The following is a 24,772-nucleotide window of genomic DNA, read 5'->3' on the forward strand; positions in this document are numbered from 1 at the left end:
TTGCCAACTTAACTGAGACAGACCCTTGCTGGTACTGTTTTGGTACCATTGGTGGATGGCTATGAATCTGCGTGTTCCCGAAGATCTTGATCGGCGTTTGGACCAGCTGGCTGCCGAGGAACATACGTCGAAGTCTGCGTTGTTGCTCCAGGGTGCAGAGCTGGTCCTGCAGCGTCACCGTCGGACCCGTGATATAGGCGAGGGTCTGGATTTCGTGTTGAGCCATGATGCCGAGCTTTTGACGCGCCTTGAGGATGCGTGACCGAGTACCTCGAGATTGAGGACGCTTTGCAGGTCGGTGACCGGTTTGGATTCCATGTCCGTGATATCGGGCTTCTGGCCTCGGCACTGGCGAGGCCTGCGACCACTGTGATGGGGGTGGAAGCCTATCCGCAGTTAGCGACGAAGGCGGCGGCGCTCATGGAGTCGGTGGCGCGGTTTCACCCCCTGATCGACGGTAATAAACGCACGGCCTGGACGCTGATGGTTCTGATGCTCTGGATCAACGGCTCCCGGCATGACTTCAGCACTGACGAGGCCTTCAATCTCGTCGTGGGTGTGGCAGCCGGCGACATCACACTGCAGGACAGCGCGGGGACGATTGCGACCCACCTCGTCAGACGGTAGCCGTGCGTTCACCTGCGGTTCGGAGATGCTTCGAAGTGGCAAAAAGAGAGTGTTGACACTGTCAACACACTCGGCGTCGGACTGGACCATATATCGGCCGGACTGCCTCGGATTGCTTATGTTTTCTGGAGTTCCCAGTATTTGCATGGGTTGGAATGCGGTTCGAGTCAAACCTCGGGCACAGTGTTTCCGCAGGTCAGAAGGCTTTTGGTGCTTTGCTGCTGACAAAGCTTGACAAGCTGTTCCGGAGGTGGGTGGCTTGACCCTCAATTCGAAGGGTAGCGTCTAGCCGCCAGCCATGCGCAATGTCCCTGGCATAGCTGTCTGGTCCGTACAGAACGCGTCCGGGTTAGTTGCATGGCTTCAGTTGTTCTTTCAGCAGTGCGACGAACGGGCGACGGCTCCACTAGCGTCCACACGGGAGCCCGCGTTGGCCCAGTTGCCGGCTCCGCCCAGGGGGCGCGGAGATGATATCTAACTCTGCGGTTCAACTTCGGAGCATACCGGAGCATACAGTTCGTCTAGATGGATTTCGAAAGCCTTCAATGGGCCCACTCCGTGTGAGTATCGCGTGGTGTACTGCCATCCCCTGACTTGCAGTACATCCGAAGTCGCTGAATGACCGCCGGACTCCATTAAGCGCTGGTAACGCATTGTCGCGAGAAGCGCTGCCAGCCCAATGGGCTTCGGACCGAATCCCCCGAGTAAGTACGTAGGCATACCTTCGCCCCCCGCTGCTCGGTATTCGCCATGTCGCACAAGCGCGAGTTCGGTCCGCTCGAAAATCTGACGTACTACGTCCTCGAGTTCGAACGCATACAGCAAGTCAGTACCGGTCTCGCGTCCTCGATTCAGGACCCAGGCAGCATGCGCCAGCCGTTGATAGGAATAGATGAAATTTTCGCGGTTTATGAACGCAAGGGAGCTGACGGTAGTTCGTGCAGAAAGTCCGTGCTCCCACAGAGCGTCCAGAGTCTGAGCGCTATCGTGGCTTGTCCCGGCCAAGGACACGACGGCATCCAGAATGCCTGCGGTCGATATAAGATCGTGAATATTCCGCTTCGTAAAGTAGCCCGCAATCCCGCCGATAACATCACTATCGGCCCCAACGGGGTAGTCACCTGCTGCGGTGTAAAGACAAATGATGCGGGAGTACCGGGACGGCGTTGGCTCTCCGAGTTGTTCTCGCACAATCCCGTCGAGCAAATGGCGGACAACGGTGCGCGGCAAACTGGATATATCGAGGAGGAGTGACGCTCGTCCACCCAATTTGTTTACCAAATCTCGATTCCTGTTGAGCACCAAGTTCGCGTCCATGGCCGGAAGGTCGACCCGCGTAGTCACGAACTTGGAACCGAGGATGCTGAATCGGCGCGCAACAGCGTCGCGATTGTCGGCCTTAATCCTGTCGAAGACATCATCAACGCCCGGGGTTTGTAGCCACAGCACTTGCACCGCCACGCCCTCGCGACGTCCACCGAGCACATCGAGCATCCATGCCGCCGACCTAACGGAGCGGTCCTCGAAGTTCGGAGCGCTGAGGAACACGATCGGGTCCTTTCCGATCGCGATATCCTCACCGAGCGATGCGATACTGACCTCGTCGAGGATCTTGCCGTTCATTGGCCTAGCCGTTCCAGGATGTCGATACGTGAGGCGGCGGATAGAACGTCCTGCCATGCCTCGCTCTCACTCCACCGGGGGTCCTCTTCTCCTCTTCGCGAGTGGATACGAGGGAAAGGACCAACATACTTCGGACGGGGCTTCCCTGACGCGTATCGCGCGGCTGGATCATTCGAGTTGAACCACAGGAGCGGCAACGAGTTCGTCGGGGCGTTCTGGTAATCCACGAGAGTGATTCCAGTTTGCTTGTAGCCAAGGGCGAGAGAGCCACCGCTCCTTTTGCGGAACCTTCACCGGGCAGTTTCTCGGAGTTTCTCGGGCGGCGTGTCACTGGGAAGCATCCGCAGCCGGAATGACAGGGGCTACCGGGCCCAACGATTCCCCCGCTGCCCCCGATGGGACTGAACGGCGGCCGGTCGAGGAGCGGGTTACGAGCTACTCCCGTGCCTGACTAACTGGACGAAGAGCCGAAGTTCGTCGAGCTAGAAGCAATGCGTCAGCCAGAACGTGAAAAGCACTATGCCGCTGGCTCACCTGCTAGAACGACGCCGGTCGCACCGGATTGAGTCGTCGAATACCTCAGCCTCAAGTCAGCGCCTGCAGTTGCCACGGGTTACCCAGTCGCATACGAGCTGTCCGGGGTCCTCGATAGTTCCATTTGCTTCAAGCAAGGCGACGCCAACCCCGACCCCGACTAGCAGGGCTATAAAAGCTACTGCGAATACGGCCGAGCGTATCCGGTTGCTCCTCCGGTTTCCCATACGTTGAGCTTCGCATGTCACCGGGTAAGAGGCGGATAACTAACTTGACCATGGTTCTGCTTCGCGGCACGATCACGAGAGTTATGGATCGACACATTTACACTTCGAATATGAGAACAAGTTTCAAGATCGCGCTCGGGTTCGCGGCTAGCATCGCACTATTCTTGCTTTTATCAACTCTGTTTCCGGATCAGCCAGGAATAGCTTCAATACCCGGAGCGCTCTTCGTCGGTTACGTAGCAAAGCTCACCTACGAGCACAATAAAAAGGGCGGAACCAACACGCGTTGAGGGATCCTCTACGCAGACAACCCGGAGCGTTTCCGCGGGCATCAGCAGGATCGAGATCCCGCCGGTCGATAGGGACCATCGCGTGCTAACGGTACGGCGTGTAGTGGAGGTCCTGAGTGCGCCGGGTGCGCACGCCGTCGCTATGCGGTCCGCTGACAACGTCACCTTCAGGGGTTAGAAGTTGCGTAAAGCGACGTGTGCTGTGAACAATGCCGCCGCGAACGACTAACTGCTCGATCACTTTCCACGCTTCCGCGACGCCGTCGGATATGTAATCACCCCCGAAAGTCCACCACCCCAGGTGGTCACTGTCGATGACGATGAGGTAACCGCTGATGATGTGGACCTCGAACGCCATTGCCCCGGAACGCCGTGGCAACACTGTGAGGCTCCGGTCAAACTCAGGCTGATCCGTTGTCACATACACCTCGCCGTCGCTGCCGACCAGTGCGATGAGTCTGGCGGCAAAAATATCCCCAGCACTGGGAGCTAGCAAGAACCGTTCGTGATAACTCTCGAGTACAGCAATCGCCTTATCGAGATCGGAGTCCCAGTCGAATTCCCACCGCCGAGCGTAAACGAACGGATAGGAGCTAGGTGAGATTGCGACTACAAGCCACTGCTCACCGATTACCCACAGGTCGCCGATCCGGAAGCTGGGCAGTCGATGTGTATCCGGGGCGATCAGTTCTTCCGTAACGGCATCACCGAAGAGTTGCCGTGCCCGGAGCATCATGCGATTGAATGCTGCAAGGTGGGCATCAGGAATGGGAGGCACACGCCCATTCTTACCTACGCCCTGAGTATCTACATCGGAGCGCTCTCCTCGTTCGGGCCGCTATGCCCGTAAGCCGATCCCCTTGCTGGCTGCGCCACGCGACAAATAGCGCCGCGAAAAAGCCGCCATTTACCGCCGAAAGTCACAGAAAAATATCGAAAAAGCACTCATATCGTGGGTCAGAACTGGTTTCCGAAATGAAAGCTGGTCAAAACCTAAAGAGGAGGCTTTTTGACGTGTCTGGCAACGTAATTGGGTACGCGAGGGTTAGCACCCGGGGGCAGTCCCTGGATTCTCAAGTGGATGCACTCGTCGCGGTAGGGGCAGTGCGCGTGTTTCAGGAGTACGCCTCTGGCGCCACCCAAGCGAGGACGCGATGGAAGGAATGCCTGGACTACCTGCAACCAGGTAATGTTCTGACAGTTGCCGATTTGACCAGGCTGGGCCGCAGTACCGCGGACTTGGCGGACATCGTGACGGTGCTGGGACAGCGGGGGATAGGGTTCCGTTCTCTCGCTGAACCCTGGCTCGACACCACCAGCGCACACGGCAAGCTCATTTTCGACATGTTCGCTTCCCTTGCAGAGTACGAACGGTCCCGGCTGTCCGAACGAACGAAGGCCGGCCTGGCGGCGGCGAAAGCACGAGGGCGGCTCGGCGGCCGCCCTAGAACGATGACTTCGTCAAAGACAGAAGCCGCCCGGCAGTTGCGCAGCCAGGGAAAAACTTTGAAGGAGACGGCCCAGATACTCAGCGTCAGCGTCTCATCACTGACTCGAGCCCTTAGCCGTAATGACGTCCCGGAAGCCGCAACTGCAGCCGCATAGAGCGCCTCAAGTTTTGAAGTAACTTCGGGGACGCCGAGATTACGGGCGAGCCGGCATGTGCGGCGGAGAGTCGGCCGCAGGCGGTTGAGCGACCGCAGATGCCGGTGAGCAGCGAGTAATCAGAAGCACTACCAGCCAGCATAAATACCGGCAGGGCACGTTATTCAGAGGCCCTGGCTGGGTATCTTGTTTGTACTCGTGGTTGAGCAGTCAGCCGGCACTGGCACTAAGAGAGCCCAACTATGGAACCGCATGCCGGCAGCTCCCATCGCGAACACACGCAGCTTGGATCTACTGTCAGGGGCAGGATTTTCCATTCCTTCCGCCGCTGGCCGGCCGTGCCAACGGCAGACCTCCTCCGGCTGCAGCGCGCCCTTGAAACCCGCATCGGCTCGAGCGGGTCACGCTCAGCGCATGAGCTGCTCCCCCTGGTGACCGCGGAACTCTCACGCAGGGCGGAGCAGTCCACCTCGCAACATCAGGACGGCGGCGCGCCTCCGACCGGTCCGTCAGTCAATCAGGAGGATCAGCGCCCGGATCCGGGTTGAGACCACCTGTTGCCTCAAGGATGCGGCGGCAGGTGAAGGTGGCCCAGGTTGGGCGGGCCACCGCCGTGGGCCGGTGACAACGTGGCGGGGGGGGGGGGGGGGGGGGGGCCGGCCCACGGCTTCCATATGGGGACATACGGGAACGGCGGTTCAGCAGTGTCACTCGGGGCCTGGGACTTTCCGGGCCTTCAGTCCGCGGTGGCGTTCAGGCATGTGGCCGATGCGAACACCCACGGGTCTGATGCGGCGGTAGCTCACGGTCGCCCCGGAGGGTCCTGCAGATCGGACCAGTGACGATCCTCTCCTTCGCCGCCGGAGCCGGAGGATAAGGACTACCGCCAGGCCCAGCCATGCGATGCCCGCGCCGATGACGAGGACTGCAGCTGGAATCTTGTCCACCACCAAGCTCCCTCATCGTGGACGTACCGTTCTTGCCGCTCCCGCGGACTAATTCCGGTTTTGGTTGCTGTGGTCCTGGGCGCTGGAGGTGCGGTCCTTGACCACAGCGGTTGCGGCAATGTCCCGGAATGCGTTTATCCCTTGCACCGCAGCCTGGCTGTCAGTGAAGGGAGTCGAGACGGCAAGTTCCCTGCCCCGGCCGTCGATCAGTTTCACCCTGCAGCTGCCGTCCGGGTCGGATACAAGCTCAAAGTGCCCGGCCATCGGAGTCTCCTTGTCGGTTCTCGGAAAGGACAGGGGTCGTGACGGTTTCCCGCCGCCGGCTTAGTTCTGCTGTCACAAGGTCCAGCAGCGTGAGGGCCGGTTCGGGTAGCTGGTGGGGTCTTCCCTGGCGGGCTGAGTGCTGGATCTGAAGGAGTGCGGCCCGGATGCGCACGAGCTCACGGGTGGGCACGGACGGCCATCGGCGAGGCAACTCCTGGGCAGTCCCGGGGTCTGAGAAGTCGATGGGCGGCCGCACATGATCATCGCCGCCATGCTGTGGTCGGGAAGGGTTGCTGGGGAAAGTAGGAGTCACGGCGGGCCCCCTCTAAGCCGGTAAGGGAAGCCTGCTGCTTGACTTATGTGCAGGTATAGCGCGGGAAGCGCGTCAGGTCAATGACCTGCAGGGGTGCTGGTCCTTGAAGTGCAGGGCTGCAGGCACCCCTGCCGGATCAGTGCGGGCACGCCAGTCTCAAGGACCACAAAGCCGGCAACAAACGCACGGTTATCGGAAGTCACTGATGACGTGGCCAAGGTGCCACAAACAAGTGCCGGTGAGGTTGACGAAGAGATCCATTCAGCAGCTCCCGGCGCAGGAAAGGTAAAGGCGCTGCTCTTGAAGCTGACGGAGCTCGCAGCAACTGGAAGCGTTCAAGGCGGCGTTGATGCTCTGAATGCCATGACGCGACAGGGCATCAACGGCAGGGGCTAACAGCAGCGGGGACTCAAAGGACGGCCGTTTATGGCCAGCGCATCGCTCATTGTCGTCCTGGGCGTAAGTGGCTGACTTGTGAGGCGGGGTCTGGGATCATGAGAAGGCTCCTCCGATTTGGAGGTTATTAATTACTGTCCTTGCCTTGCGTTGGGTGCCGGCGGCAGTGGCTAGGTTTTGTCATGCTAGATCCACGAATGCTGGCCCAGGTTTTGGTCCGCGACGACAATGTCTCACTTCGACTCCTGTGGGCGTGGTACCGGGGGAACGGCGGGAACGCAGGGTTGATGGAGTTTGAGGCCTACCTCTATGAACTCACTTCCCTCGACGCTTTTGACCTGAAAATCCTGGCCTGGGCGCTGGAGGACAACGCCCTGGAGTGGTCGTGAGATTCGTGCGCTGTCCTGGGACACAGCCTGCGGACGTGGAACCGTCTCGTTCCTTCTAAGGGTGTGAGAAGCCTGCAAGGAGGGGGGTGGGGCCGGGTCTTTATTCCGGGAACGGGCATAGGACTTGGAGTCCGTCGACGTGGCGGGCCGCGGTCTTTCATGATGCCCTTGATGGTCATTGTTTAGGGCACTCCAACTCGACGGGAAATGCCCAAGTGCGCCGAAAGGACCATAGCGGCTCGGTTCGAACGTGGCCCTGGAAGTAATGCACGTGCACGGCCTGGCCGGGGAATCTACATGGGCTTGTTCGTTCCATGTGTCGCCTGGCTATGGAGTTTCGATTTGCGTCCGGAGCTTTTGGATGCCATCCCTGATTCTGGATTTGATCGTGGGCAGCGGTACTGAGAGCTTCACGGAGATTTCCTGGTAGGTCAACGAGCCGAAATAGGCGAGGACTATGGATTCGCGCTGCAGGGCCGAGAGGCATGCCAATGAAGCGATGAGGATTTGGGCGTCCATCTTGTCTGTCACGTCATCGAGTACGCCGTCGTAGGCGCTTGGCGCGGTCGTCGCCCATCGATGGTCACGGTTGCGGCTGCTTTGGGTTGCCCGGACTTTGTCGACTGCCCTTCGGTGGGCGATGGTCATCAGCCAAGCCATAGGAGTGCCGGTGGCCGGCTGGTATTTCGCGGCGTCCTGCCAGACGATGATGAATATTTCCTGGACCACTTCCTCGCTGAGTTCCCGGTTGATAACGACGTGCTGGACCAATCCGGTGACCTGTCGGGATGTGCGGCGGTAGAACTCACTGAATGCTGGCTGATCGCCCTGTGCCGTGTGCAGCAGCAGACCGGCAAGACAGTCCGGGGCATGGTCGGTCGGAGGTGGAACATTTTGCTCAGCTAGCCTTTGTGTCCCTTGCGGGACGCCCGTTCCGGGCTGAAAATGTCCTTGTGGTCGCCTGCCGACGCCGTGGTTCTATGGTTCATTCAGGCCGTCAGCTAGCCGGGCGCTGGGGATCACGCTGTGGGCCCTTCACTGTTTCGTTAGCCGAGAACGAGGACTAGATTCCGATTTTCCCGGTGATCCCACGGGCGGCCGCTTATCCATTCAGCGGGGCGTCGGGTGAGGAGATGAGTAGGCCATGCTGGCCGAATCCCAGGATGAGGAGCAGATCATTGCCAGGGTCGCGGCCCTGGATATAGGCAAAGCCGAACTCGTGTGTTGTGTCCGGGTCCCGGCGGTCGGGAACCCGCAGAAGCGGTTACAGGAGGTGTCCACGCATTCGACCATGAGCCGATCCCTGGGGGAACTGGCCAACCATCTGGTCGATCTCCGGATCGAGCGGGTGGTGATGGAGGCAACCTCCGATTACTGGAAGCCGGTGTTCTATCTCCTCGAGGCTCACGGGCTCGAACCGTGGCTGGTCAACGCGCGCGACGTTAGGCATCTGCCGGGACGTCCCAAAACCGACGTGCTCGACTCGGTCTGGCTGTGCAAAGTCGCCGAACGGCAGATGCTGCGGCCCAGTTTTGTCCCGCCCGCCCCGATCCGGCGGCTGCGGGACCTGACCCGGTACCGGATTGACCTCGTCGGGGCGCGGACGGCAGAAAAGAACCGGGTCGAAAAACTCCTTGAGGACGCGTGCATCAAACTCTCCGTCGTGGCTTCGGATATTTTCGGGGTGTCCGGCCGGGAGATGATGGCGGCGCTCATCGCCGGCGAACGGAATCCGAAAGTGCTCGCCCAGTTGGCGCGGGCAAGCATGCGGAAGAAGATCAGCGAACTCGAGGAGGCGTTCAGCGGCCACTTTGATGACCACCACCGCTTCCTGCTGGCACGGATGCTGGCCAGGATCGACGGGATCGATGCCGATATCACGGCGGTCGATGAACAGATCGAGGTGCAACTGGCCCCTTTCGCGGGGGCGGCGGAGCATCTGGATGAGATCCCGGGCATCGGCCCCGTCGCCGCCGCCATTATCCTGGCCGAAATCGGGGCCGACATGACCCGGTTCCCAACCGCGGGGCACCTCTGTTCCTGGTCGAAGTTCTCTCCAGGCATCAATTCCTCCGCCGGGAAGACTAAGGGCAACGGCTCGACCGGGCATGGCAACCGCTATCTCGCCCGGGTCCTGGGAGAGGCAGCCGTCGTGGCCGGAAAGACAGATACGTTCCTGGGCGAACGCTACCGAAGGATCGCCCGGCGACGAGGCAGGAAACGCGCCATAGTCGCCATCGGACGTTCCATCCTCGTCATCGTCTGGCACCTGCTGCAGGATCCCAATGTACGTTTCCGCGACCTCGGCGCCGATCACTTCAGCCGCCACACCAACCCCGATACCAGCAAACGCAACCACGTCCGCCAACTCGAAGCCCTCGGCTACACCGTCACCCTGACCCGGGCAGCCTAAGTTCCAATCTTCAGGACTCGCCGACGGCTCTACTTTGCCCCGGACACCCACACCCGCGCCAACCACAGGCGCCGCATCTCATTTTCGGACTAGACGGTTCACGGGGCCGTCAGATGTGGGATCCGACAACCACGGGTTGGCTGCGCGGACAGGGCGGCCAGATGCTCCGCTGTAGTGTCCAGCACCCGGGACCTGCGGCAATTGGAGCAGAGGACGGCCACCACGAGAGCGCCTGCCTGTCGCCCAGGAACGGTCGGCGATGCAACCTCGAGGTGCAGGTCGGTGTCACATGTTGGGCACCAGGGGCGTTTTCCCCGTGGCTGATGCGTGTCCCGTGGAAAGTAACTGCTTGACGTTGTGGTCATGTTGAGGTTCATACCAAGGCCGGGTTGCTGGTCAGGATGTAGTTTGCGGCCGCCGGCCCCTTCATGCGCAGGCCATGTCCGGAACCGACGCGATGTCTCATTGCGGCCCAGAAGGTGTGCTCTGTCCGTGGGGTGTTATGGGACACGCTGCACCAGCTGGTGTAGAGGCCGTAGAAGGAGTCCCCGTCCAGAGTCGAGTCTGACTCCTGTTCACGGTAGGTGGCTTCCTGGAGGAACTGGTCGAACTGTGAGTACGCGATGATGGCTCTTTTCAACAAGGTGCGGTGGTCCGTTTGGCTATAGCGGTCTCAAAACTTAGCGCCCTGCACAAGGACGCTAAGCGGAACTGCGGGATCATCGTTCGCCGGAGAAACACAAGGTGGGGCAGAGTCAGCTGCTTCCCGGCACGGGGGGAAGAGCGTGTGTCAGGCGTGGTTGTTATGGATTCGGTTGCCGGCCATTGCCAGGCCGCTACCGGCCATTAGTGGCGAGGCCCCCGTGGTCGGAAATGAGGGAAACGGCCATACGTTTGGCCAAGATGGCTGCCTCCCTGTCTCCTTCGACCGCTGAGATAATGGAGCCCTTCGTCAGGATGTGGCAGGACCGGGCGAAAACGTCCGGTTGGTCGAAACCCGCCTCCTCGGCGAGAGTTTGCATGAAGGCTCTTACTTGGGCCAGATAGCTGATGGATGCCTCTCCCAGGGGATGGGTGGGGCCCATTTCCAGCATGGTGCTCACGAACGCGCAGGCCTGAAAGTCATCCCGGCGGAACCACCCGTCCAGAACATCGAAGATGGCCAGTAACTGGGCTGTTGGGTCCTCGGACCTTTTTCTGCATTCAGCGATGATCTGCTCAACAGTGAGGTTCTGATGGCAGCGTTCCAGGAAAGCGAGGACCAGCTCATCCTTGGAGGCGAAGTGTCCATAGAACGTGGCCTTGGCAACCCCTGCGCGCAAAATCAGGTCATTTATCCCGACAGCGCGGATGCCCCGCTGCCCGAACAATTCGAAAGCGGCCACCATGATGCGCTCCCGCGCGCCAACTGGAGACGGCCGTGAAGGGGCAGAAGTGTCAAGCGGGTCAGCTAAAGGGCTTCGAGAATGTTCCATCACTGCAGACACTACACTCAATCAGACAGACCGGTCAGTACGCTTTGAGGTAGGGGCAGGAAAACCAGCCTGCATCCGCAACCTAATCGCCGTCGCCGGCCTCTCCATCCTGTGGATTTGATCGTTTTTTGACGGCAGTCTGTGATGCTTGTCGCCTCAGGGTGGGTGCCATTGGGGTAATCCTTTAGCGGTCGTGACGTCTATAAAACGTTGCTCGGGACATTCCGAGATCGCGTGCAACCTGCGCAGCGGGTTTCGTCGCCTTCTACCAGGCGCACTCCCCACCCCGTCTGGGTGCGGTCTTGAAAGGGGGGAGCTTCTGGGCGCCGCAGTTCCAACGGTGAAGTAGACCTACCGCTTGAAATCTTCTGATCCGTAGGGGCTGAGGCTGTCGATGGTCTGCCTGCTGCATTTGATGGCTGGCTTCAAAAATGTCACTGCCAGCCGTGGCAGCACAGCCGTCACGTCGGAGCGGGTGGCTTCGCTACGCAGTTCGGCTTCCAAATCCATGGCCAGAGCGGCCAGCCGCTCGGCACCCACCATCTGGGCGGATGTTTTCAAGCTCAGCGCCGCATCGACCGCTCCTTGAAGGTCTCCGGTGGTTAGCGCCAGCCGCAGCCGCTCGTGTCTGTGTGGCAGGAAGTTGAGGAAGTTTGCAACAAAGATCCGGGTGTATCCGTCCCCGTCGTGGTTTAGTTCTTCTTTAAGCCGGTCGAGCACGGACTGGTCCACCAACGGCTGCGTTGCATCGCCAGGGTGAGTCACGGCCGTCCTTTCCCGCTGGGCCGTCCGCTCACTGAGTTGGGCGTTGGTGCGGTTATGCGTCCTTCCCTAACTTAGGTGGGAGTTATTTGGTCCAGGCTTATTGGAAAAAGAATTGGAGAATTCTTGAGCAAGCGGGGCTCTTTTGCCTTGGGGGCCATGAAGGTTGGCCATCATCAGGGTCAAGCGATCTCCGAAGCTGGCGATCCAGGCCCCGCGGCGTTGGGAACTGCCGCTGCTTCTCCATTGCAACCCGACTGAACGCATTATCTGAAGGTCGGCGCTCACTCCGACCTTCTCATGTGTGGACCGGACCGTTCCTGCGAGTTGGTCAACCGATTCCAGTGATGCAGCAGCTCTGGTCGTGGTTTCTGGGCGATCAGCATGTCCGCTTCCGTCCGTGCCTTAGAAAGGGCATCGGCCCATTCGCGCCTAATCTCCCGCTCCCCGCGTGCCTCGATCGCTGCCCGCTGTGTGGATCTGATGTCGACGGCGACCCTTCCCTCAGCCGTCGTGGCCTGTCGCAGTTGCAGATAGAAATCCTGCAGTTTTCGGGCTCTGTCAACGGAAACATAAACTTCCGCAGGAACGATAATTCCCGTCGAGCAAGTTGTACCGTGCGCCAGCGCCAACGGAAGCGTGTTGCCATCCCAGCGCCGCGTTGAGGGGAGCCAGGACAACCCGGCGAGATCTAAACCCATTTCCACAGCCTCGAAGCACACCACTGCGGCAAGGTCGATCCACCGGATCGGCCTTTCAGGGCAGACGAGATAGGTCATAGGCTGGGCCTTCCTCTAACCGTTATCAGGCTAGAACTCTCCGGGTTTTTGGGCCAGCACTCGGTGAGCATCGCCTTTTGTAGCGGTGTGGAGACACTCACTCCTCGGGTTCAGGAACGTCTAAGGCGTTTTGGACCGAAAGCCACGGTTGCTGTACCGGAACCTGCTCCGGTACAGACTGGGCGGCCTGCGGTAAGGAAAGTGGTGGTGGATTGGCGGGCTGCGGGTCAGGCATCGGATGGGGGAATAGTGGACTGCAGTTCTTTTTCGGGAGTTCGGCTTGGGCTCTTTCCTCGTCGTGGTCCGGGCGGGTACTGTGACGGTTATCATGGCCGGCCTGGCCGTGGCGACGAGGGTGTCGCAGCGCTGGGGTGCGCTAAAGGATTAGGTCCTGCCCCCGCCATTTCATTTGAATGGCAGGAAAACAAGAATGTTTGAGCAGAAATTCATTACCAATGCAATGGCCCGGAGCGCGGAAGACGGCGTTGACCGCCGCCGGCTGTTTCGAGCCGCCGGTGCAGCAGGGATCGGCGGCACGGTGGCGTTGCTATCGGCCACGTCGGCAACCGCTGATGACGATGATGATGGGCCCAGCGATTCAGCGATCCTGAACTTCGCGCTGAACCTGGAATACCTTGAGGCCGAGTTTTACCTGCGGGCAGTGACGGGCGCAGGTCTGGCCGACAGCCTCACGGACGGCAGGGCAAGAAAGGCGGAGTAACCGGCGGCAGTAAGGTCCCGTTTTCACCCGGCAGCCTGATCCAAAAGTACGCGGTGGAGATCGCCGCCGATGAAGAGGCCCATGTCCGGTTCCTCCGCAGTGCCCTGGGCAAGGCCGCGGTGGCACGACCGAAGATCGACCTTGAGGCCAGTTTCACCGCCGCCGCCGTCGCCGCCGGACTCATCAAGGCGGGCCAGACGTTCAATCCGTTCGCGGACGAAACCAGTTTCCTGCTTGGGGCATTCATTTTTGAAGACGTCGGCGTCACCGCCTATAAGGGTGCCGCCCCGTTTATCGACAACAAGACCTATCTCGAGGCGGCCGCCGGCATCCTTGCCGTGGAGGCTTACCATGCGGGCATCATCAGAACCACCATGTACGCCCGGGACCTGCAGGCACCGGCGCAGGCCATCTCGGACGCCCGCGACAGCCTGGACGGCAAAACAGACCTCGACCAGGGCATCGGAACAGCCGAGGCAGCCAACCTGGTGCCGGCCGACACCAACGCTCTCGCGTTCAGCCGTACCCCGGCGCAGGTCCTGAACATCGTCTACCTGACCGCGGAATCAGACAGGTTCGGCGGGTTCTTCCCTAAAGGCGTCAACGGAAAGATCTACAGGAGCAGCGGCAAATAAAAGGGGGGGGGCAGCCACCCCGACTGGGACAAGAGAAGGACGCCGCGTGCGGTAGGCGCCGTTTCCCTCCTCTGCTGCCCGCTGGGCAGAGGAGGGAATCCTTCCGCCTGTCCACTCACGTTCGCCGTCAAGCTAGGCCGCATGCCCGAACGGTCCGGGCGTTCTCCATATGGGAGACACTGTTCTTCTTTTGACCTGCGTCGTACTCTTAGCGGGATCCTCAGGCCTTGTATTTGGGTAACGGGAAGGGTGGAACTAAAGGGATGACACTCGCAGAAGAGTGGGACCGGCTTGATTCAGAGACGCGGCAGTGGCTTTTGGATAATCCGGGATGCGTGATGGTGCCGCGTACTGTCAGTGCCAGGATCAAGCAAAGTGCTGCAGGGCATATTGACGTTGATGCGCACGGCCAGATGCTGCTTTCCCGTGAGGATCTGGATTTCCTCCGCGAGAAAGGCACGGGTCTCGGTACACGCGACATCAGCGGGGAAGTGCAGTTCTTTGATGCAACGCAGCCCCGAAAGCGCGAATAAGCCGCAGCTTTGCGGGACAGTGCTGTGGTCGTCCTGGTCACTTGCCGGATGCGAGGGTATCGCCTTTTTTCGGCTGGCCCGGGGTGAGCGACGTTCTAGCGGTTGCTCAGGCATTTTTCTGTGAGCAGCCTCAGGCTTGCGGAAGAAGCTGCCAACATTATGGTCCCTTTATCGGTACTGATCGTTATGACCCGACGCCCTGGGAAGGTAAACCAGTTGGCCTTTACCGGCTGGCCGATCAGTCGCAGCCCTGAGTAGCTTTCGATGTGTCCAAGTCCGTTCGGCTCGGTCATGGCTTGAAAGAGGAGCCGGCCGGGTTCTGCTTTCACGTATCCTCTTGCCCACTGCCGCTTGAGCGTTGATTCACTTCCTCGAAGGGCGCATTGGAAAAGACCCTGTTCGGTGTCCCGGGCGACGCGTCGTCTTTGCATGGAAATGACCGGCAGCGAGATCAGCGCCGTCAGGGCGATGGTGGCCGGAATAAGAATGGCCAGCGCCGGCCAATGTCCCACGATGGCACTCAAGGGAGGAAACGCGAACAGCAGGATTACCGCCGCCGGAAGGACATGCAGGCTACCCAAGTCGTAGACCTTTTCCACCCAGCTTCGGGGCGCCGGCTTCAGGTTCACTTCTCTCATCGGCAGTCTTTGACCTTCCTGCACATATGCCTACGCTACGCCCTTACCGCGGCGCGCTCTTGAAACGAGAAGGTGCGGCTTCTGTTACCGCTATCCCTGTCAGGAATGACACGGGAAGGAGCAGGACGCTGCACGCGGTAGTCATCCTCATCTCCTCTCCAGCCCCTCAGATACAGACGCTCAGGCATCCTTTCTATGGCGTTCGTAACCGCGGGCCTTGCGGATGTTCCCGCTCGGCACGAGGGGCCTCAGAAGGCAAGCTCGTGCAGGAGTTGGACGAAGATGTCCGGGCATTGTTCCAAGGCGTTGGGAGCAGGACAAAAAAGGGATTTTTCTTGCTTCGACTGTGACAACTTCCCATGTTCTTTGTCATTTGCTGAAGACTTCATTGACGTTTCTGTGGTTTTCGGCTGGTTCCCGGGATACGTTCGGGGGGATGTGAAGTGCTTTCCCCTTTTTGAACAGTACGGAGCTAAAAACGTGAATACCCCCAAAACTGAAATAGATTCCGTTATTGGTCTGGTGGGCCTGCGGGCTCAACCTTGCAGGTAAACGCGGCAATGGCCGCAATTGGGGGCAGCATTGTGGCTGGCCCGGATCCGCTGCTGGGGCTTCTGAACAGGGTCGACAAGGGTGACGTGGACGCTTTCAGGGACTTGTATTCGCGCGCCGCCCGACGTTTGTTCGGCCTTGCGATGAAGGTGGTCCAAAGGCCGGAGCTGGCCGAGGAGGTCGTGCAGGAAGTCTTCGTCCAGGTGTGGTCATCGGCGGGCCGGTTTGATCCTTCCCGGGGTGAGCCGCTGGTGTGGCTGTTCACGATGACCCACCGCCGTGCGGTCGAGGTTGTCCGGCGGGAGCAGGCCTGTCTTGAGCGTGATTCCCGGCATCACCGCGAGACAACGGCGCTGGGCCAGTATTCTGTCGAAGAGCTGATTCTGCGCAGGGTGGAGGATGAGAAAATTCGCGCCAGCCTGTCCACGCTAAGTCGCGCCCAGTCCGAAGCGATCACCCTCGCATATTTGGACGGGCAGACGTACGCGGAGGTGGCAGGCACCCTGAACCTGAGTCTGCCGGCGGTCAAGTCCCGCATCCGTGACGGCTTCCGCAACATGCGCCAGTGCCTGGGCCGGGAAGGTGCCGGATAAGAGTAACCGTGCTGGGCATCCCCAGGGCGTTATTTCACCGTGAGGGTGCCTTTCATGTTGCCGTGGAAGTTGCAGTGGTAGGGGTACGTCCCGGGCTCGGTGGGGGCGGTGAAGGTGCCGGTGCCGACTTGGATGTTGGCGTCGAACGCGTTGCCGGTGTCAGCGGTGATGGTGTGCGCCTCAGCGTCTTCGTTGATGACGGTGATCTCTGCTCCGGGGCTCGCCGTTTCCGCTCCCTGGTATTTGAAGCCCTTGATCAGAATTTCCGCCGCGGCCGCCGCAGATGTTGAGCCCGTACCGGAAGCTGTAGGAGCAGGTTCTGTGGTGGCGGCAGGAGCTGAGGGGAATTGTTCGGTCAGTGTGGGGGCCGCTGTGGTGCCGGACCCGGACATGCCCCCGCAGCCGGACAGGGCCAGCACCACTGCTGCTGCCGCTAGTCCAAGCGCGCTGCCGGTTCTTTTGCTTGCCTTCATGAGTAAACCTTTCAGTGGGATCCGCCAGGGCGGTTCCTTGGTTGTGCAGAAACTGCTCAGGGGTGTTCGATCCAGCAGGCGAGGATGGTGGTGGAGAGCTGGTAGGCCAGGGCGTTCCTGGTGATGTTGTCCGGTCCCAAAGTGGCAGGCAGGTCTGTGGCGTCCACGTGGAGGATGAAGCTGTCCTTTTGGAACACCGCTGATCCGTCGGTGGTTTCGTAGGCGGGGAAGCCGAGGTTCGCGAGGCCTTCGATGGGTGTGGCGTCTTTTGCGAGGGCCTGCATCGCATCGAAGTAGGTCAGTGCCGTGGCCTTGTCCTTGGCTTCCTTGACGGAGATGACCAGGTCCCCTTCGTCCAGGTGGTACGTGCAGGTGAACGTGCTGTCCGCCCAGTCGTTGATGGTGTGCGGGTCCTGCTCAAGGTCCAGGATTGACGTGAGGCGGTCCTTGGGCTGGTCACCGCAGACCATCTTGGCAGCCTCGCTGGGCCCATTGGTCTTGGCGGCAGGGGATGATGATCCGCCGTGGTGCCCGCCCCCGTGACTGTCCGTGGGCCCGGCCTCGGGTGAAGCAGCTGAAGGTGCCCGTGTCGGGAGATTCGATGGTGCGGTGACGGATCCGGCCGCTGTGGCGCAGCCGGAGAGCAGTAGGGCGGCCATGGCCAGTGAGGCCATTACGGGCTTGTGCTGTTTCATCGCTCTTTCCATCCTGACCGCCCCCATTTCCAGGGGTTCGCGGCCGTTGTCAGGCTTTGAGGGTGGCGTAGATGACGTAGTTGTCATCAAACTCCCCGGTGGCGGCGTCATAGCCGTCACAGGTGATCAGCCGCAGCTCGGACCCGGGGGTGTTGCCGTAGACCTCAATAGTGGGGAACTTATCTTTGGGGTAGAGCGCGCCGCGGTCAACGATGAACACGGCGGTGCTGCCGTCTGCCCGGGAGACGGTCATTTCAGCGCCGGGGGTGAGTTTGCGCAGGTCCGCGAAAACGCCGCCACGGCCGTTGGGTGAATTGACGTGGCCCAGCAGCACTGAAGGTCCGCGTTCCCCGGGTGTGGGGGAGCCGTCGTACCAGCTGGCAGGTGCGCCGTTGCCGTCGTCCTGGGGCACCTGAAGGGAGCCGTTCTCCTCCAGTCCCAGGTGGATCAGGTCCGTGCGGACCGAGATCGAGGGAATGGTCAGGGTGACGGGAGCCGAAGCGGCCATGACCGACGGAAGCTGTTGTGCCCCCGCGGCGGGGGCGGCCGCAGGCGGGGGAGCGCTGGGGGTGCCAGGCGCAACAGGAGCTGAGACCGAGGCCGAAGGTGCCGATCCGGCATCCGGGGTGGTGGAGGGTCCGGCGCAGCCGGCCAGGGTGAGCAGGAGCAGAACCCCGGCCGCCGTGGAGGCCAGGGGGCCCCCACGGCGGCTGGCGTTCTTGGGTGTCACTGTATTGATCCGATCAGCTCGTGCTTAGGCTGCTGCGGAGGTGCGGCGGCGGACGACGTAGGCTCCGCCGACGAGGGCGACAAGTGCCAGGCCGGAACCGATGGCGAGGGCTCCGGTGTCGGTGCCGGTTTCGGTGGGGATACCGGTTGCTGCGCCGCCTGCGGGCATTTTCATCTGCCCGGCCGTCAAGGTCCCGCACAGGGCGGGGGAGGTGGCGGCAAGCGGAAGGCTCGGAACGATATCGCTCTTCGCCGCCTGCGCGGCAGGGCTCAACGTGGCCGGGTCAAGGCCGTGGACAACCACCACTGCGGTGCCTGCTTCCAGGGAAGCCTTGGTCTCGGCATTCAGTTCGAACGTCCGGTCAACGGTGTAGGCAGCACCCTGGCCGGCGAGCTTGAGGTCCGTACCGGCTGCCGGGCTGGTGTCCCCGCTCGTGGAGAGCGTGGTGAGGATGGGGCCGTAGGCCGGATCACCCTCGGTGGTGTTGATGACGCCGTCACCGTCCTTGTCAGCGGACGGGTCCGGGCAGGTGCCCTGCTTGCCGCCGTGGATGTGCTGGACGTGCGGGTACGGGGCGTCCATGAACGTTGCCGGCAGGCCGGAAACATTCAGGACGACGTGGGCCTGGTTGCCCGTGACGTCAACGGTGACGGTGCCAGAGGCTGAGCTGCCGTTCAGCTGGCCCAGGGTGGTCTGGTAGGACTGGTCGGCGGCCATGGCCGGGGAACCGGAAAGGGCAAGGACGCCCAAAGCGAGAGTGGGAACAGCCATAAAGCGGAGTGTCTTATTCATTGGAAAAATCTCCTCATACACGCGCGTGTGATGTTGATGCCCCCAAGAGGGGACAACAGTACTTCGCAACCGCTCCGGAAAAGGATGGGTGCGGATGTGGCCGGTTTCACATATTTCTGCAGGCCACAGCCGTGGGGGTGCCTGGACGCGCCTTTTCCGGGCGGTCACCGGACGAAAGGTCAGGCAGCCGGGGCGCCGCGGCGCCGGCCCCACACACCAACTCGCCCCGATCCAGCCCGGCTCTTGTGCAGCAGGGCGTACCCGGCCACCGCCAGTGCCCCGGCGGCCGCTTCCGCAACGGCAGTGATGACCTTGGCCGTGTACCAGACCGGTTCATACATCGAAGGCAACGGCCCGATAGCGGGAACCTGGACATACCGGTAAAGGATGACCGCAGCCAGGGACGACAACGCCACCACGGCAGCGGCAGCGAAAGCCGTACGGGAGCCTTTGAGCAGCACGAACACGGCTGCCAGGGCAGCGGCTCCGGCCTGGACCAGAAACAGCGTGCCCTGGCCGATACCGCCCGGGGCTGCCTGCTGGTAGCCCGGGGCGAGCTGGACATGGACCACGGCACTGACCACCAGACCCGCCGCAGCACCGGCACGCAACACCCACAGGGACCGGTCATGCTCTTTCACTCCAGGGTGGTTCATTTCACGACCAGCGTCCCGGTCATCTGCGGATGGAAGGTGCAAATAGTCTCGTACTCACCCGGGGCATCAGGCGCCTGGACGACCGCCGTTCCGCCTCCCGGGACCTCCACATCAAACCCGCCCTCACCCTTGGCAGTGACGGTGTGCGGAGCGCTGTCAGCGTTCGTCACCGTCACCATCGACCCCGGCTTCACCGACGCCGGAACCTCATACTTGAAATCCTTGATAGTGATGACCGCTGCGCCGGCCTGGGCCGATCCATTCGCTGACGGGGCAGCGGAACCGGCCGCAGGCGGGGCGGAATAGTCCCCGCCCTGTCCGGCGCACCCGGTGATGGCCACCATCGACACGGCGGCAGCTACGGTCAGAACACGGTTGATCGTTCTCATGACAACCCCTTCAAGGGATCTTGTCCTGCACACACCGGACGGCGCGCCCATCAGGAAACTACCCCATACCTCCTATTCGTCGCCCCTGCACTCACGGACTGCCCTGACTCCTGGGTCAACCTACGAAGAGATCAATCTGGATCCTTCTGTCCAATCGTCAGTAACAGGCATTGATCGGTACGCTGCACGGGCGGATGATGGCCCCATGGGGCATGGTTGTCCGGCCTGCGCCAGTTTGTTGACTGTTCGAGGTGTCCATGGTTGCCGCGAGGACCGCCCGCCGCAGGCTTCTGTGGCGCGTCGTGTTGGGTGTCGGCGTTCTTGGTGTGCTTATCGGGCTGGTGGTTTTCAAGCCGTGGCTCTTGTTCGTTGATGTCCGGGTCGATGAACAGCTCCCGTCGGCGGCTGCCCCGGCAAGTCAGGCGCAGCCGAGTCCCTCACTTTCTGCTCCCGGAACGTCTGGTCCTGCCGCACCTGAGGTTCCTGTCAGCCCGGTGCAGTAGGCGTCTGGGTCACTGATCAGCCACGAACACGCGACCACAGGAACCGTGCGGATCATTCTGCAGCCAGACGGTACCCGTGTGCTGACCTTGGAAGATCTGGATACATCGAACGGCCCGGACGTCCACGTCTGGTTGAGCGCCGCTGACGAGGTCGAAGGAACCGCCGGCTGGTTCACGGCCGGATCCGCCGAGCACTACGACCTCGGGCTGATCAAGGGGAACCAAGGCAATCAGCTCTACAACATCCCCCAGGAGGTGGACCTGTCCAAATACAGGTCAGTTGACCTGTGGTGCGTCCAATTCAGTGTCTCCTTCGGGGCAGCCCAACTAAGCCCCTGACCACCCGCAGGACCCAACTGCATGCTTCGAAAAGGAGACGCCTACCCCTGAGCTCCGGGAAGCACCCGGGTCCACGCGCCTCCGCACACGGCCAGGGTGGACCAAGCTTCCAGACCGGCCTGGGCCGCCTGGCGTTGTGTCTGGGCCACTCGAGGCGTGTTCTTAGCGCCCAGCTGTGCCGGGCACTGGGTGTTTGCTCATTCGGCGGGGTACGGGGCGGCGGTGAGGGAGCGGGCGAGGTGTGCTGCGTTGCGGGCTGCGCTGGCGGTCGTGGCGGCGGTTTTTTCGGGGATGCTGTTCAGGTCCTGGTAATCCACTGTGTGCATGGCTTCCCCTACCCAGTAGGTGCCGCCCTGGGCGGGGACGGTGAAACCGACGTCGTTCAGGGCCTGCTGGGTGTCGGCAATGACTTTGTGTGCGCCGTCTTCGTTGCCGACCACGGCGATGATCGCGACTTTTCCGTACATGATGGGCCGGCCTGCGTCGTCTGTTTCGGAAAGCTCGGCGTCGAGACGTTCGATGACCCGTTGGGCGATGCTGCAGGGGTGACCCATCCAGATGGGGGTGGCCAGGACCAGGATGTCGGCTGCCAGGATCCGGTCCCGGATTCCGGGCCAGTCGTCCCCTGCGCCCATGTCGGTCTGCACCCCGGGCATCACGTTGTAATCGACGACCCGCAGGGACGCGGTGTTCACGCCGTGGCCTTCAAGTTCATCGAGCACGTGCCGGGCGAGCAGTTCGCTGCTCGACGGTGCCGGTGAGGGCGTAAGGGAACAGGTAAGGGCAAGTGCGGTGAGCTCGGCCATGGTTCATCCTTCTCGATCATTTGGGGGTGCGCGACCAACTACAGAAGCGCTGAGGGGCTGCAGCAGCTGCCCCACCCTGTGATTCGGCACGCACCTCCAAAAGGACTGCTCCTGCGCACCCTTCAGTGCCGGTTCCGGACCCCGTCTTGCCGAGGTAGCGGCGGACCCATTGGTTCACTCCCAGAACCAGGGCAGGCAGGGGTCCACGTCCGTCCTGTTCAGTTCTGGGTAGTGCTGGCCGATGATGCCCACACGTCCTGCACGCGAGGATGGACGTTCTACTCCCCCGGCGCCGGTACCCGAAAGCACCAGCGATCAGCGGAGGCCCGCTAGCGGCGCGCCGCTGCGCCTCGGGAAAGAAGGAATCCGACGCCGATCATGCCGATGGCCAGGAACAGATGCAGCCAGTTGTCGGCATTGTTGAACGGGACGAAGTTGGCAGGGGTGTCGTGACCGATGATCAGGCCGTAGATCCACAGGACCACGTAGACCGCACCGCCACCGATCAGGTAGTTCCGCGCCCCTGATGCGGTCTTGGCCATCAGGACACCGGCAACACCGAAGAGAAAATGCACGATGTTATGCAGGATCGAAACCTGGAACAGGCCCAGCAGCAAGGCCTCCGAACCGGGCCCGGCGAAACCCAACTGGCCGAAGTTCGTCGTCACGCCAGGGATAAAGCCTAAAACACCGACCAGTAAAAAGACCGCACCGGTCACCAGCGCGGCTTTTTGGATATTGGTCCGGCTCATGTCTTTGCCACCTGTAGTCATTGCGCACTCCATATCTCGCTGGCCGCCGCTTGGATAACGGCTGTCCCACCAGAAATCCGCTAAGCAATTAACGACATACTAAGTTCACTGAGGATCATTTGAACATAGGCCGGTTTGACTGAATGTCTTTAAGCGGTTGGATACGTGGCTCTTCGCAGATGAGCATGGGTAGGGCGGTCTGAAGCTGGCGCTCGTACGTTGGCTGCGGCGTGGTGCAGGGGGAATGAGGTCAGGGCCTCTTTGAATTGGTAGCGACCAAGCAAACCAATACGCAAAGAGACCCTGACATGAATAACTCTATGTCTTGTTCCGGCGGGCGCTGGTGCATGCGGGCAGATGCCTTGCTCGATGTCGAGGGCGTCCACATCAGTGCCGTCACTGCAACCGTGACGGGCTTGCTTCTGCACGTCGAGACCGGCGAGGACCTCACCGGGTGCCCTGACTGCGGCGTCGTCGCTGTGGGGCACGGCCGCCGCCAGGTCCGCCTCCATGACATTCCGTGTTTCGGCCGGCCAGTGCAGCTGCTATGGGCCAAGCGCGTCTGGCGATGCCCCGACAATGACTGTCCGCGAACGACGTTCACCGAGGAGCATCAGTTGGCCGGACCTAGGGCGAAGCTCACGGCCAGGGCCGCCAGATGGGCAACCGATGGGCTGCAGCGTTTCGATACGTCTGTCTCTGCCCTGGCCCATCAGCTCGGCGTTTCGTGGCATACAGCGTGGGACGCCATCAGGGCAGAAGCCACACGGCGCATCGCTATCACCGAGCGGCTGTCCGGGGTGAACGCGCTTGGTGTTGACGAACATGTCTGGTCCCACACAGGTCCGCCGGGGTCCGGCATGGTCACCGGGATCGTGGACCACACCCGTGACGCCCACGGTCGAGTTCATGCCCGGTTGCTGGACCTCGTTCCGGGCAGGTCGGGGAAGGCCTACGCTGACTGGCTAAAGGACCGAGGCGCCGGGTTCACCGCCGGCATCAAGACCGCGGCGCTGGACCCGTTCCGCGGCTACGCCAACGCCATCCGCGACGAGCTGCCCGAAGCGATCACCGTCCTGGACGCCTTCCACGTCGTGAAACTGGGATCGGCCATGGTCGACGAGGTCCGCCGCAGGGTCCAGCAGGAGACCCTGGGCCACCGGGGCCGCAAGGGAGATCCGCTCTACGGTATCCGGCGGACTCTGCAGACCGGCGCGGAACATCTGACCGAGAAGCAGGCCGCCAGGCTCGATGCGAAACTCACCGCCGGGGACCACGGCCACGAAGTCACCCTGGCCTGGCAGTGCTATCAGAAGCTACGGAACATCTACCACTCCCGCCCGGAACGCGGCAGGGGGCTCGTCAACGAGGTCATCGCATCGTTCCCGTCCTGTCCGATCCCGGAAGTCGCCCGGCTCGGTCGAACACTCAAACAATGGAAGGCCGCGATCCTGGCCTACTTCGACACCCGCGGCGCCTCCAACGGCCCCACAGAAGCAATCAACGGCGTCATCGAAACCACCCGCCGTATCGCCCGTGGGTTCCGTAATTTCCCCAACTACAGACTCAGATGCCTACTTGCCGCCGGCGGCCACCGACCCTACCGAATCAAACAGACGAACCATGCCTAAATGCGAAGACCCGGATACGTTCCCCTGAGTTGAACTGTGCGGAAGGGCATGGTTGGTGGCGGAATCGGCGGCAATTGCAGGCTGTGCACGTTTTAATCGAACCAACGCGGTCCCAGTGACAAGCTCTATGACCAGAAATACGCCCGCCGACATCGAGTGACGCCCAGGCAGAAGGGGCCAGCGGCGCGCCTTGCCGTCACGGCCACCGCGTGACGCAGCCACACTTTCCCCGCTTTACTGCAATAGCCCGAAAATACCTTTGGCGGGAGAAACAAAAGTGCCCACACATTACAGGTGCCGGCACTTTTGTTGTCTATGGTCAGACTCCACGAGTTTACCAACCAAAGGCGCCTGGAACTCCGGCGGAGACGATAAGTAGAAGCACGTTGGTTCCGCTTGACCCCCGGCTCATTCCAATCGCCCGTTTTGGGCTGCGCCCAGACACGCCGGGGTCCGCGCCACCCTTCCCGGACGCGGTTCCCGGAAGCACCACCGGCACCACAACTGCCAGGCAAGGGGACGTAGTCGTCCCAGGCCGCCTCTACTCAATTCCCAAAGGCGTTACCTACTTACACTCCATAAAGTAAGTAACGCCCCTGCAGACCCTAACGTGAGAGGACAGTCCAGGGAATAGCCGCAACATACCGTTGCACGCACCGGCACTTTCAACCCGGTGCTAACCGAATGGTT

29 protein-coding genes and 1 pseudogene are annotated in these 24,772 nt (G+C 61.4%); 11 read left to right on the forward strand and 19 right to left on the reverse strand.

Features of this window, described 5'->3' with window-relative positions; translation table 11 throughout:
• Window positions 1-55: 55 nt before the first annotated feature.
• Together NXY83_RS08785 and NXY83_RS08790 are read left to right on the forward strand one after the other, a co-directional pair.
• Window positions 56-262, forward strand: a complete 207-nt coding sequence (locus NXY83_RS08785) for a ribbon-helix-helix protein, CopG family (RefSeq protein WP_231938419.1) — start codon at window positions 56-58, stop codon at window positions 260-262.
• On the forward strand, window positions 259-627 hold the full coding sequence (locus NXY83_RS08790) for a type II toxin-antitoxin system death-on-curing family toxin (protein ID WP_258805706.1): 369 nt from the start codon (window positions 259-261) through the stop codon (window positions 625-627). Before NXY83_RS08785 ends, NXY83_RS08790 begins: the two co-directional genes overlap by 4 nt.
• Window positions 628-1,101: 474 nt before the next feature.
• On the opposite strand, the gene NXY83_RS08795 is transcribed toward NXY83_RS08790, so the two are convergent.
• Both NXY83_RS08795 and NXY83_RS08800 read right to left on the reverse strand, forming a co-directional pair.
• Window positions 1,102-2,250: a hypothetical protein gene (locus tag NXY83_RS08795; protein ID WP_258805707.1), complete on the reverse strand. Its 1,149-nt coding sequence runs from the start codon at window positions 2,248-2,250 to the stop codon at window positions 1,102-1,104.
• Window positions 2,251-3,386: 1,136 nt separating this feature from the next.
• Complete coding sequence (locus NXY83_RS08800; protein ID WP_258805708.1) at window positions 3,387-4,079, reverse strand: hypothetical protein; 693 nt, start codon at window positions 4,077-4,079, stop codon at window positions 3,387-3,389.
• 236 nt (window positions 4,080-4,315) lie between these two features.
• On the opposite strand from NXY83_RS08800, the gene NXY83_RS08805 reads away from it, so the two are divergent.
• The gene (locus tag NXY83_RS08805) at window positions 4,316-4,906 is read left to right on the forward strand and encodes a recombinase family protein (protein ID WP_425327181.1); all 591 of its coding nucleotides are present in this window, start codon (window positions 4,316-4,318) and stop codon (window positions 4,904-4,906) included.
• Window positions 4,907-5,613: 707 nt separating this feature from the next.
• Here the strand turns inward: NXY83_RS08805 and NXY83_RS08810 are convergent.
• Both NXY83_RS08810 and NXY83_RS08815 read right to left on the reverse strand, forming a co-directional pair.
• Complete coding sequence (locus NXY83_RS08810) at window positions 5,614-5,853, reverse strand: hypothetical protein (RefSeq protein ID WP_258805711.1); 240 nt, start codon at window positions 5,851-5,853, stop codon at window positions 5,614-5,616.
• 48 nt (window positions 5,854-5,901) lie between these two features.
• Window positions 5,902-6,117, reverse strand: coding sequence for a YegP family protein (locus NXY83_RS08815; RefSeq protein ID WP_258805712.1), 216 nt, complete (start codon window positions 6,115-6,117; stop codon window positions 5,902-5,904).
• Between the two features lie 891 nt (window positions 6,118-7,008).
• Between NXY83_RS08815 and NXY83_RS08820 the strand changes: the two genes are divergently transcribed.
• On the forward strand, window positions 7,009-7,215 hold the full coding sequence (locus NXY83_RS08820) for a hypothetical protein (protein WP_258805714.1): 207 nt from the start codon (window positions 7,009-7,011) through the stop codon (window positions 7,213-7,215).
• Between the two features lie 327 nt (window positions 7,216-7,542).
• Here the strand turns inward: NXY83_RS08820 and NXY83_RS08825 are convergent, their stop codons facing one another.
• Complete coding sequence (locus NXY83_RS08825) at window positions 7,543-7,986, reverse strand: sigma-70 family RNA polymerase sigma factor (RefSeq protein WP_258805715.1); 444 nt, start codon at window positions 7,984-7,986, stop codon at window positions 7,543-7,545.
• Between the two features lie 373 nt (window positions 7,987-8,359).
• Between NXY83_RS08825 and NXY83_RS08830 the strand changes: the two genes are divergently transcribed.
• The gene (locus NXY83_RS08830) at window positions 8,360-9,628 is read left to right on the forward strand and encodes an IS110 family transposase (protein WP_258802807.1); all 1,269 of its coding nucleotides are present in this window, start codon (window positions 8,360-8,362) and stop codon (window positions 9,626-9,628) included.
• Between the two features lie 373 nt (window positions 9,629-10,001).
• Here the strand turns inward: NXY83_RS08830 and NXY83_RS08835 are convergent, their stop codons facing one another.
• From NXY83_RS08835 to NXY83_RS08850, 5 genes and pseudogenes are all read right to left on the reverse strand, one after another.
• The gene (locus NXY83_RS08835; RefSeq protein WP_309484129.1) at window positions 10,002-10,271 is read right to left on the reverse strand and encodes a hypothetical protein; all 270 of its coding nucleotides are present in this window, start codon (window positions 10,269-10,271) and stop codon (window positions 10,002-10,004) included.
• Window positions 10,272-10,464: 193 nt separating this feature from the next.
• On the reverse strand, window positions 10,465-11,016 hold the full coding sequence (locus tag NXY83_RS08840; RefSeq protein ID WP_258805716.1) for a TetR/AcrR family transcriptional regulator: 552 nt from the start codon (window positions 11,014-11,016) through the stop codon (window positions 10,465-10,467).
• A 271-nt stretch (window positions 11,017-11,287) separates the two neighbouring features.
• Window positions 11,288-11,378: pseudogene (locus NXY83_RS21035) on the reverse strand (helix-turn-helix domain-containing protein); the annotation flags it as partial.
• Window positions 11,379-11,454: 76 nt separating this feature from the next.
• Window positions 11,455-11,835 carry an Hpt domain-containing protein gene (locus NXY83_RS08845; RefSeq protein ID WP_309484130.1) on the reverse strand — a complete coding sequence of 127 codons (381 nt, stop codon included), beginning with the start codon at window positions 11,833-11,835 and terminating at the stop codon, window positions 11,455-11,457.
• Window positions 11,836-12,149: 314 nt separating this feature from the next.
• Window positions 12,150-12,644 (reverse strand): hypothetical protein, encoded by a 495-nt coding sequence (locus NXY83_RS08850; protein ID WP_258805718.1) that lies wholly within the window; start codon window positions 12,642-12,644, stop codon window positions 12,150-12,152.
• 430 nt (window positions 12,645-13,074) lie between these two features.
• On the opposite strand from NXY83_RS08850, the gene NXY83_RS08855 reads away from it, so the two are divergent.
• The 3 genes from NXY83_RS08855 (at window position 13,075) to NXY83_RS08865 (ending at window position 14,533) form a co-directional block, all read left to right on the forward strand.
• A complete protein-coding gene (locus NXY83_RS08855) occupies window positions 13,075-13,365 on the forward strand; it encodes a ferritin-like domain-containing protein (protein WP_258805719.1) in 291 nt (96 codons plus the stop codon).
• A gap of 53 nt (window positions 13,366-13,418) precedes the next feature.
• A complete protein-coding gene (locus NXY83_RS08860) occupies window positions 13,419-14,000 on the forward strand; it encodes a ferritin-like domain-containing protein (RefSeq protein WP_258805720.1) in 582 nt (193 codons plus the stop codon).
• Window positions 14,001-14,263: 263 nt separating this feature from the next.
• A complete protein-coding gene (locus tag NXY83_RS08865; RefSeq protein ID WP_258805721.1) occupies window positions 14,264-14,533 on the forward strand; it encodes a hypothetical protein in 270 nt (89 codons plus the stop codon).
• A 95-nt stretch (window positions 14,534-14,628) separates the two neighbouring features.
• On the opposite strand, the gene NXY83_RS08870 is transcribed toward NXY83_RS08865, so the two are convergent.
• Window positions 14,629-15,171, reverse strand: a complete 543-nt coding sequence (locus NXY83_RS08870; protein WP_258805722.1) for a hypothetical protein — start codon at window positions 15,169-15,171, stop codon at window positions 14,629-14,631.
• Window positions 15,172-15,731: 560 nt separating this feature from the next.
• Between NXY83_RS08870 and NXY83_RS08875 the strand changes: the two genes are divergently transcribed.
• A complete protein-coding gene (locus NXY83_RS08875; protein ID WP_258805723.1) occupies window positions 15,732-16,316 on the forward strand; it encodes a sigma-70 family RNA polymerase sigma factor in 585 nt (194 codons plus the stop codon).
• Window positions 16,317-16,345: 29 nt separating this feature from the next.
• Here the strand turns inward: NXY83_RS08875 and NXY83_RS08880 are convergent, their stop codons facing one another.
• The 6 genes from NXY83_RS08880 to NXY83_RS08905 form a co-directional block, all read right to left on the reverse strand.
• Window positions 16,346-16,789 (reverse strand): cupredoxin domain-containing protein, encoded by a 444-nt coding sequence (locus tag NXY83_RS08880; RefSeq protein WP_258805724.1) that lies wholly within the window; start codon window positions 16,787-16,789, stop codon window positions 16,346-16,348.
• A 56-nt stretch (window positions 16,790-16,845) separates the two neighbouring features.
• Window positions 16,846-17,484, reverse strand: a complete 639-nt coding sequence (locus tag NXY83_RS08885) for a hypothetical protein (protein ID WP_258805725.1) — start codon at window positions 17,482-17,484, stop codon at window positions 16,846-16,848.
• Window positions 17,485-17,533: 49 nt separating this feature from the next.
• Window positions 17,534-18,214 carry a class F sortase gene (locus tag NXY83_RS08890; protein WP_258805726.1) on the reverse strand — a complete coding sequence of 227 codons (681 nt, stop codon included), beginning with the start codon at window positions 18,212-18,214 and terminating at the stop codon, window positions 17,534-17,536.
• A 24-nt stretch (window positions 18,215-18,238) separates the two neighbouring features.
• Window positions 18,239-19,006: a CHRD domain-containing protein gene (locus NXY83_RS08895; RefSeq protein ID WP_258805727.1), complete on the reverse strand. Its 768-nt coding sequence runs from the start codon at window positions 19,004-19,006 to the stop codon at window positions 18,239-18,241.
• 179 nt (window positions 19,007-19,185) lie between these two features.
• Window positions 19,186-19,647, reverse strand: coding sequence for a hypothetical protein (locus NXY83_RS08900; RefSeq protein ID WP_258805728.1), 462 nt, complete (start codon window positions 19,645-19,647; stop codon window positions 19,186-19,188).
• A gap of 11 nt (window positions 19,648-19,658) precedes the next feature.
• On the reverse strand, window positions 19,659-20,051 hold the full coding sequence (locus NXY83_RS08905; RefSeq protein ID WP_258805729.1) for a cupredoxin domain-containing protein: 393 nt from the start codon (window positions 20,049-20,051) through the stop codon (window positions 19,659-19,661).
• A gap of 548 nt (window positions 20,052-20,599) precedes the next feature.
• Between NXY83_RS08905 and NXY83_RS08910 the strand changes: the two genes are divergently transcribed.
• Window positions 20,600-20,893 carry a DM13 domain-containing protein gene (locus NXY83_RS08910; protein ID WP_258805730.1) on the forward strand — a complete coding sequence of 98 codons (294 nt, stop codon included), beginning with the start codon at window positions 20,600-20,602 and terminating at the stop codon, window positions 20,891-20,893.
• Between the two features lie 197 nt (window positions 20,894-21,090).
• Here the strand turns inward: NXY83_RS08910 and NXY83_RS08915 are convergent, their stop codons facing one another.
• Together NXY83_RS08915 and NXY83_RS08920 are read right to left on the reverse strand one after the other, a co-directional pair.
• The gene (locus NXY83_RS08915) at window positions 21,091-21,699 is read right to left on the reverse strand and encodes a flavodoxin family protein (RefSeq protein WP_258805731.1); all 609 of its coding nucleotides are present in this window, start codon (window positions 21,697-21,699) and stop codon (window positions 21,091-21,093) included.
• Window positions 21,700-22,028: 329 nt separating this feature from the next.
• Window positions 22,029-22,451, reverse strand: coding sequence for a DUF4383 domain-containing protein (locus NXY83_RS08920; RefSeq protein WP_258805732.1), 423 nt, complete (start codon window positions 22,449-22,451; stop codon window positions 22,029-22,031).
• A 308-nt stretch (window positions 22,452-22,759) separates the two neighbouring features.
• Between NXY83_RS08920 and NXY83_RS08925 the strand changes: the two genes are divergently transcribed.
• Window positions 22,760-24,082 (forward strand): ISL3 family transposase, encoded by a 1,323-nt coding sequence (locus NXY83_RS08925; RefSeq protein WP_425327182.1) that lies wholly within the window; start codon window positions 22,760-22,762, stop codon window positions 24,080-24,082.
• Window positions 24,083-24,772 lie beyond the last annotated feature (690 nt).

The organism is Pseudarthrobacter sp. NS4, assembly GCF_024758005.1.
In the GTDB taxonomy this organism is placed as follows: Bacteria; Actinomycetota; Actinomycetes; order Actinomycetales; family Micrococcaceae; genus Arthrobacter.

Bases quoted from the DNA above. Each gene is read 5' to 3' on its own strand.
- NXY83_RS08905 (WP_258805729.1), bottom strand. From the start codon at position 20,051: ATGAGAACGATCAACCGTGTTCTGACCGTAGCTGCCGCCGTGTCGATG.
- NXY83_RS08880 (WP_258805724.1), bottom strand. From the start codon at position 16,789: ATGAAGGCAAGCAAAAGAACCGGCAGCGCGCTTGGACTAGCGGCAGCA.
- NXY83_RS08830 (WP_258802807.1), top strand. From the start codon at position 8,360: ATGCTGGCCGAATCCCAGGATGAGGAGCAGATCATTGCCAGGGTCGCG.
- NXY83_RS08820 (WP_258805714.1), top strand. From the start codon at position 7,009: ATGCTAGATCCACGAATGCTGGCCCAGGTTTTGGTCCGCGACGACAAT.
- NXY83_RS08875 (WP_258805723.1), top strand. From the start codon at position 15,732: ATGGCCGCAATTGGGGGCAGCATTGTGGCTGGCCCGGATCCGCTGCTG.
- NXY83_RS08915 (WP_258805731.1), bottom strand. From the start codon at position 21,699: ATGGCCGAGCTCACCGCACTTGCCCTTACCTGTTCCCTTACGCCCTCA.
- NXY83_RS08855 (WP_258805719.1), top strand. From the start codon at position 13,075: ATGTTTGAGCAGAAATTCATTACCAATGCAATGGCCCGGAGCGCGGAA.
- NXY83_RS08850 (WP_258805718.1), bottom strand. From the start codon at position 12,644: ATGACCTATCTCGTCTGCCCTGAAAGGCCGATCCGGTGGATCGACCTT.
- NXY83_RS08795 (WP_258805707.1), bottom strand. From the start codon at position 2,250: ATGAACGGCAAGATCCTCGACGAGGTCAGTATCGCATCGCTCGGTGAG.
- NXY83_RS08865 (WP_258805721.1), top strand. From the start codon at position 14,264: ATGACACTCGCAGAAGAGTGGGACCGGCTTGATTCAGAGACGCGGCAG.
- NXY83_RS08920 (WP_258805732.1), bottom strand. From the start codon at position 22,451: ATGAGCCGGACCAATATCCAAAAAGCCGCGCTGGTGACCGGTGCGGTC.
- NXY83_RS08785 (WP_231938419.1), top strand. From the start codon at position 56: ATGGCTATGAATCTGCGTGTTCCCGAAGATCTTGATCGGCGTTTGGAC.
- NXY83_RS08895 (WP_258805727.1), bottom strand. From the start codon at position 19,006: ATGAATAAGACACTCCGCTTTATGGCTGTTCCCACTCTCGCTTTGGGC.
- NXY83_RS08885 (WP_258805725.1), bottom strand. From the start codon at position 17,484: ATGAAACAGCACAAGCCCGTAATGGCCTCACTGGCCATGGCCGCCCTA.
- NXY83_RS08925 (WP_425327182.1), top strand. From the start codon at position 22,760: ATGAATAACTCTATGTCTTGTTCCGGCGGGCGCTGGTGCATGCGGGCA.
- NXY83_RS08815 (WP_258805712.1), bottom strand. From the start codon at position 6,117: ATGGCCGGGCACTTTGAGCTTGTATCCGACCCGGACGGCAGCTGCAGG.
- NXY83_RS08870 (WP_258805722.1), bottom strand. From the start codon at position 15,171: ATGAGAGAAGTGAACCTGAAGCCGGCGCCCCGAAGCTGGGTGGAAAAG.
- NXY83_RS08840 (WP_258805716.1), bottom strand. From the start codon at position 11,016: ATGGTGGCCGCTTTCGAATTGTTCGGGCAGCGGGGCATCCGCGCTGTC.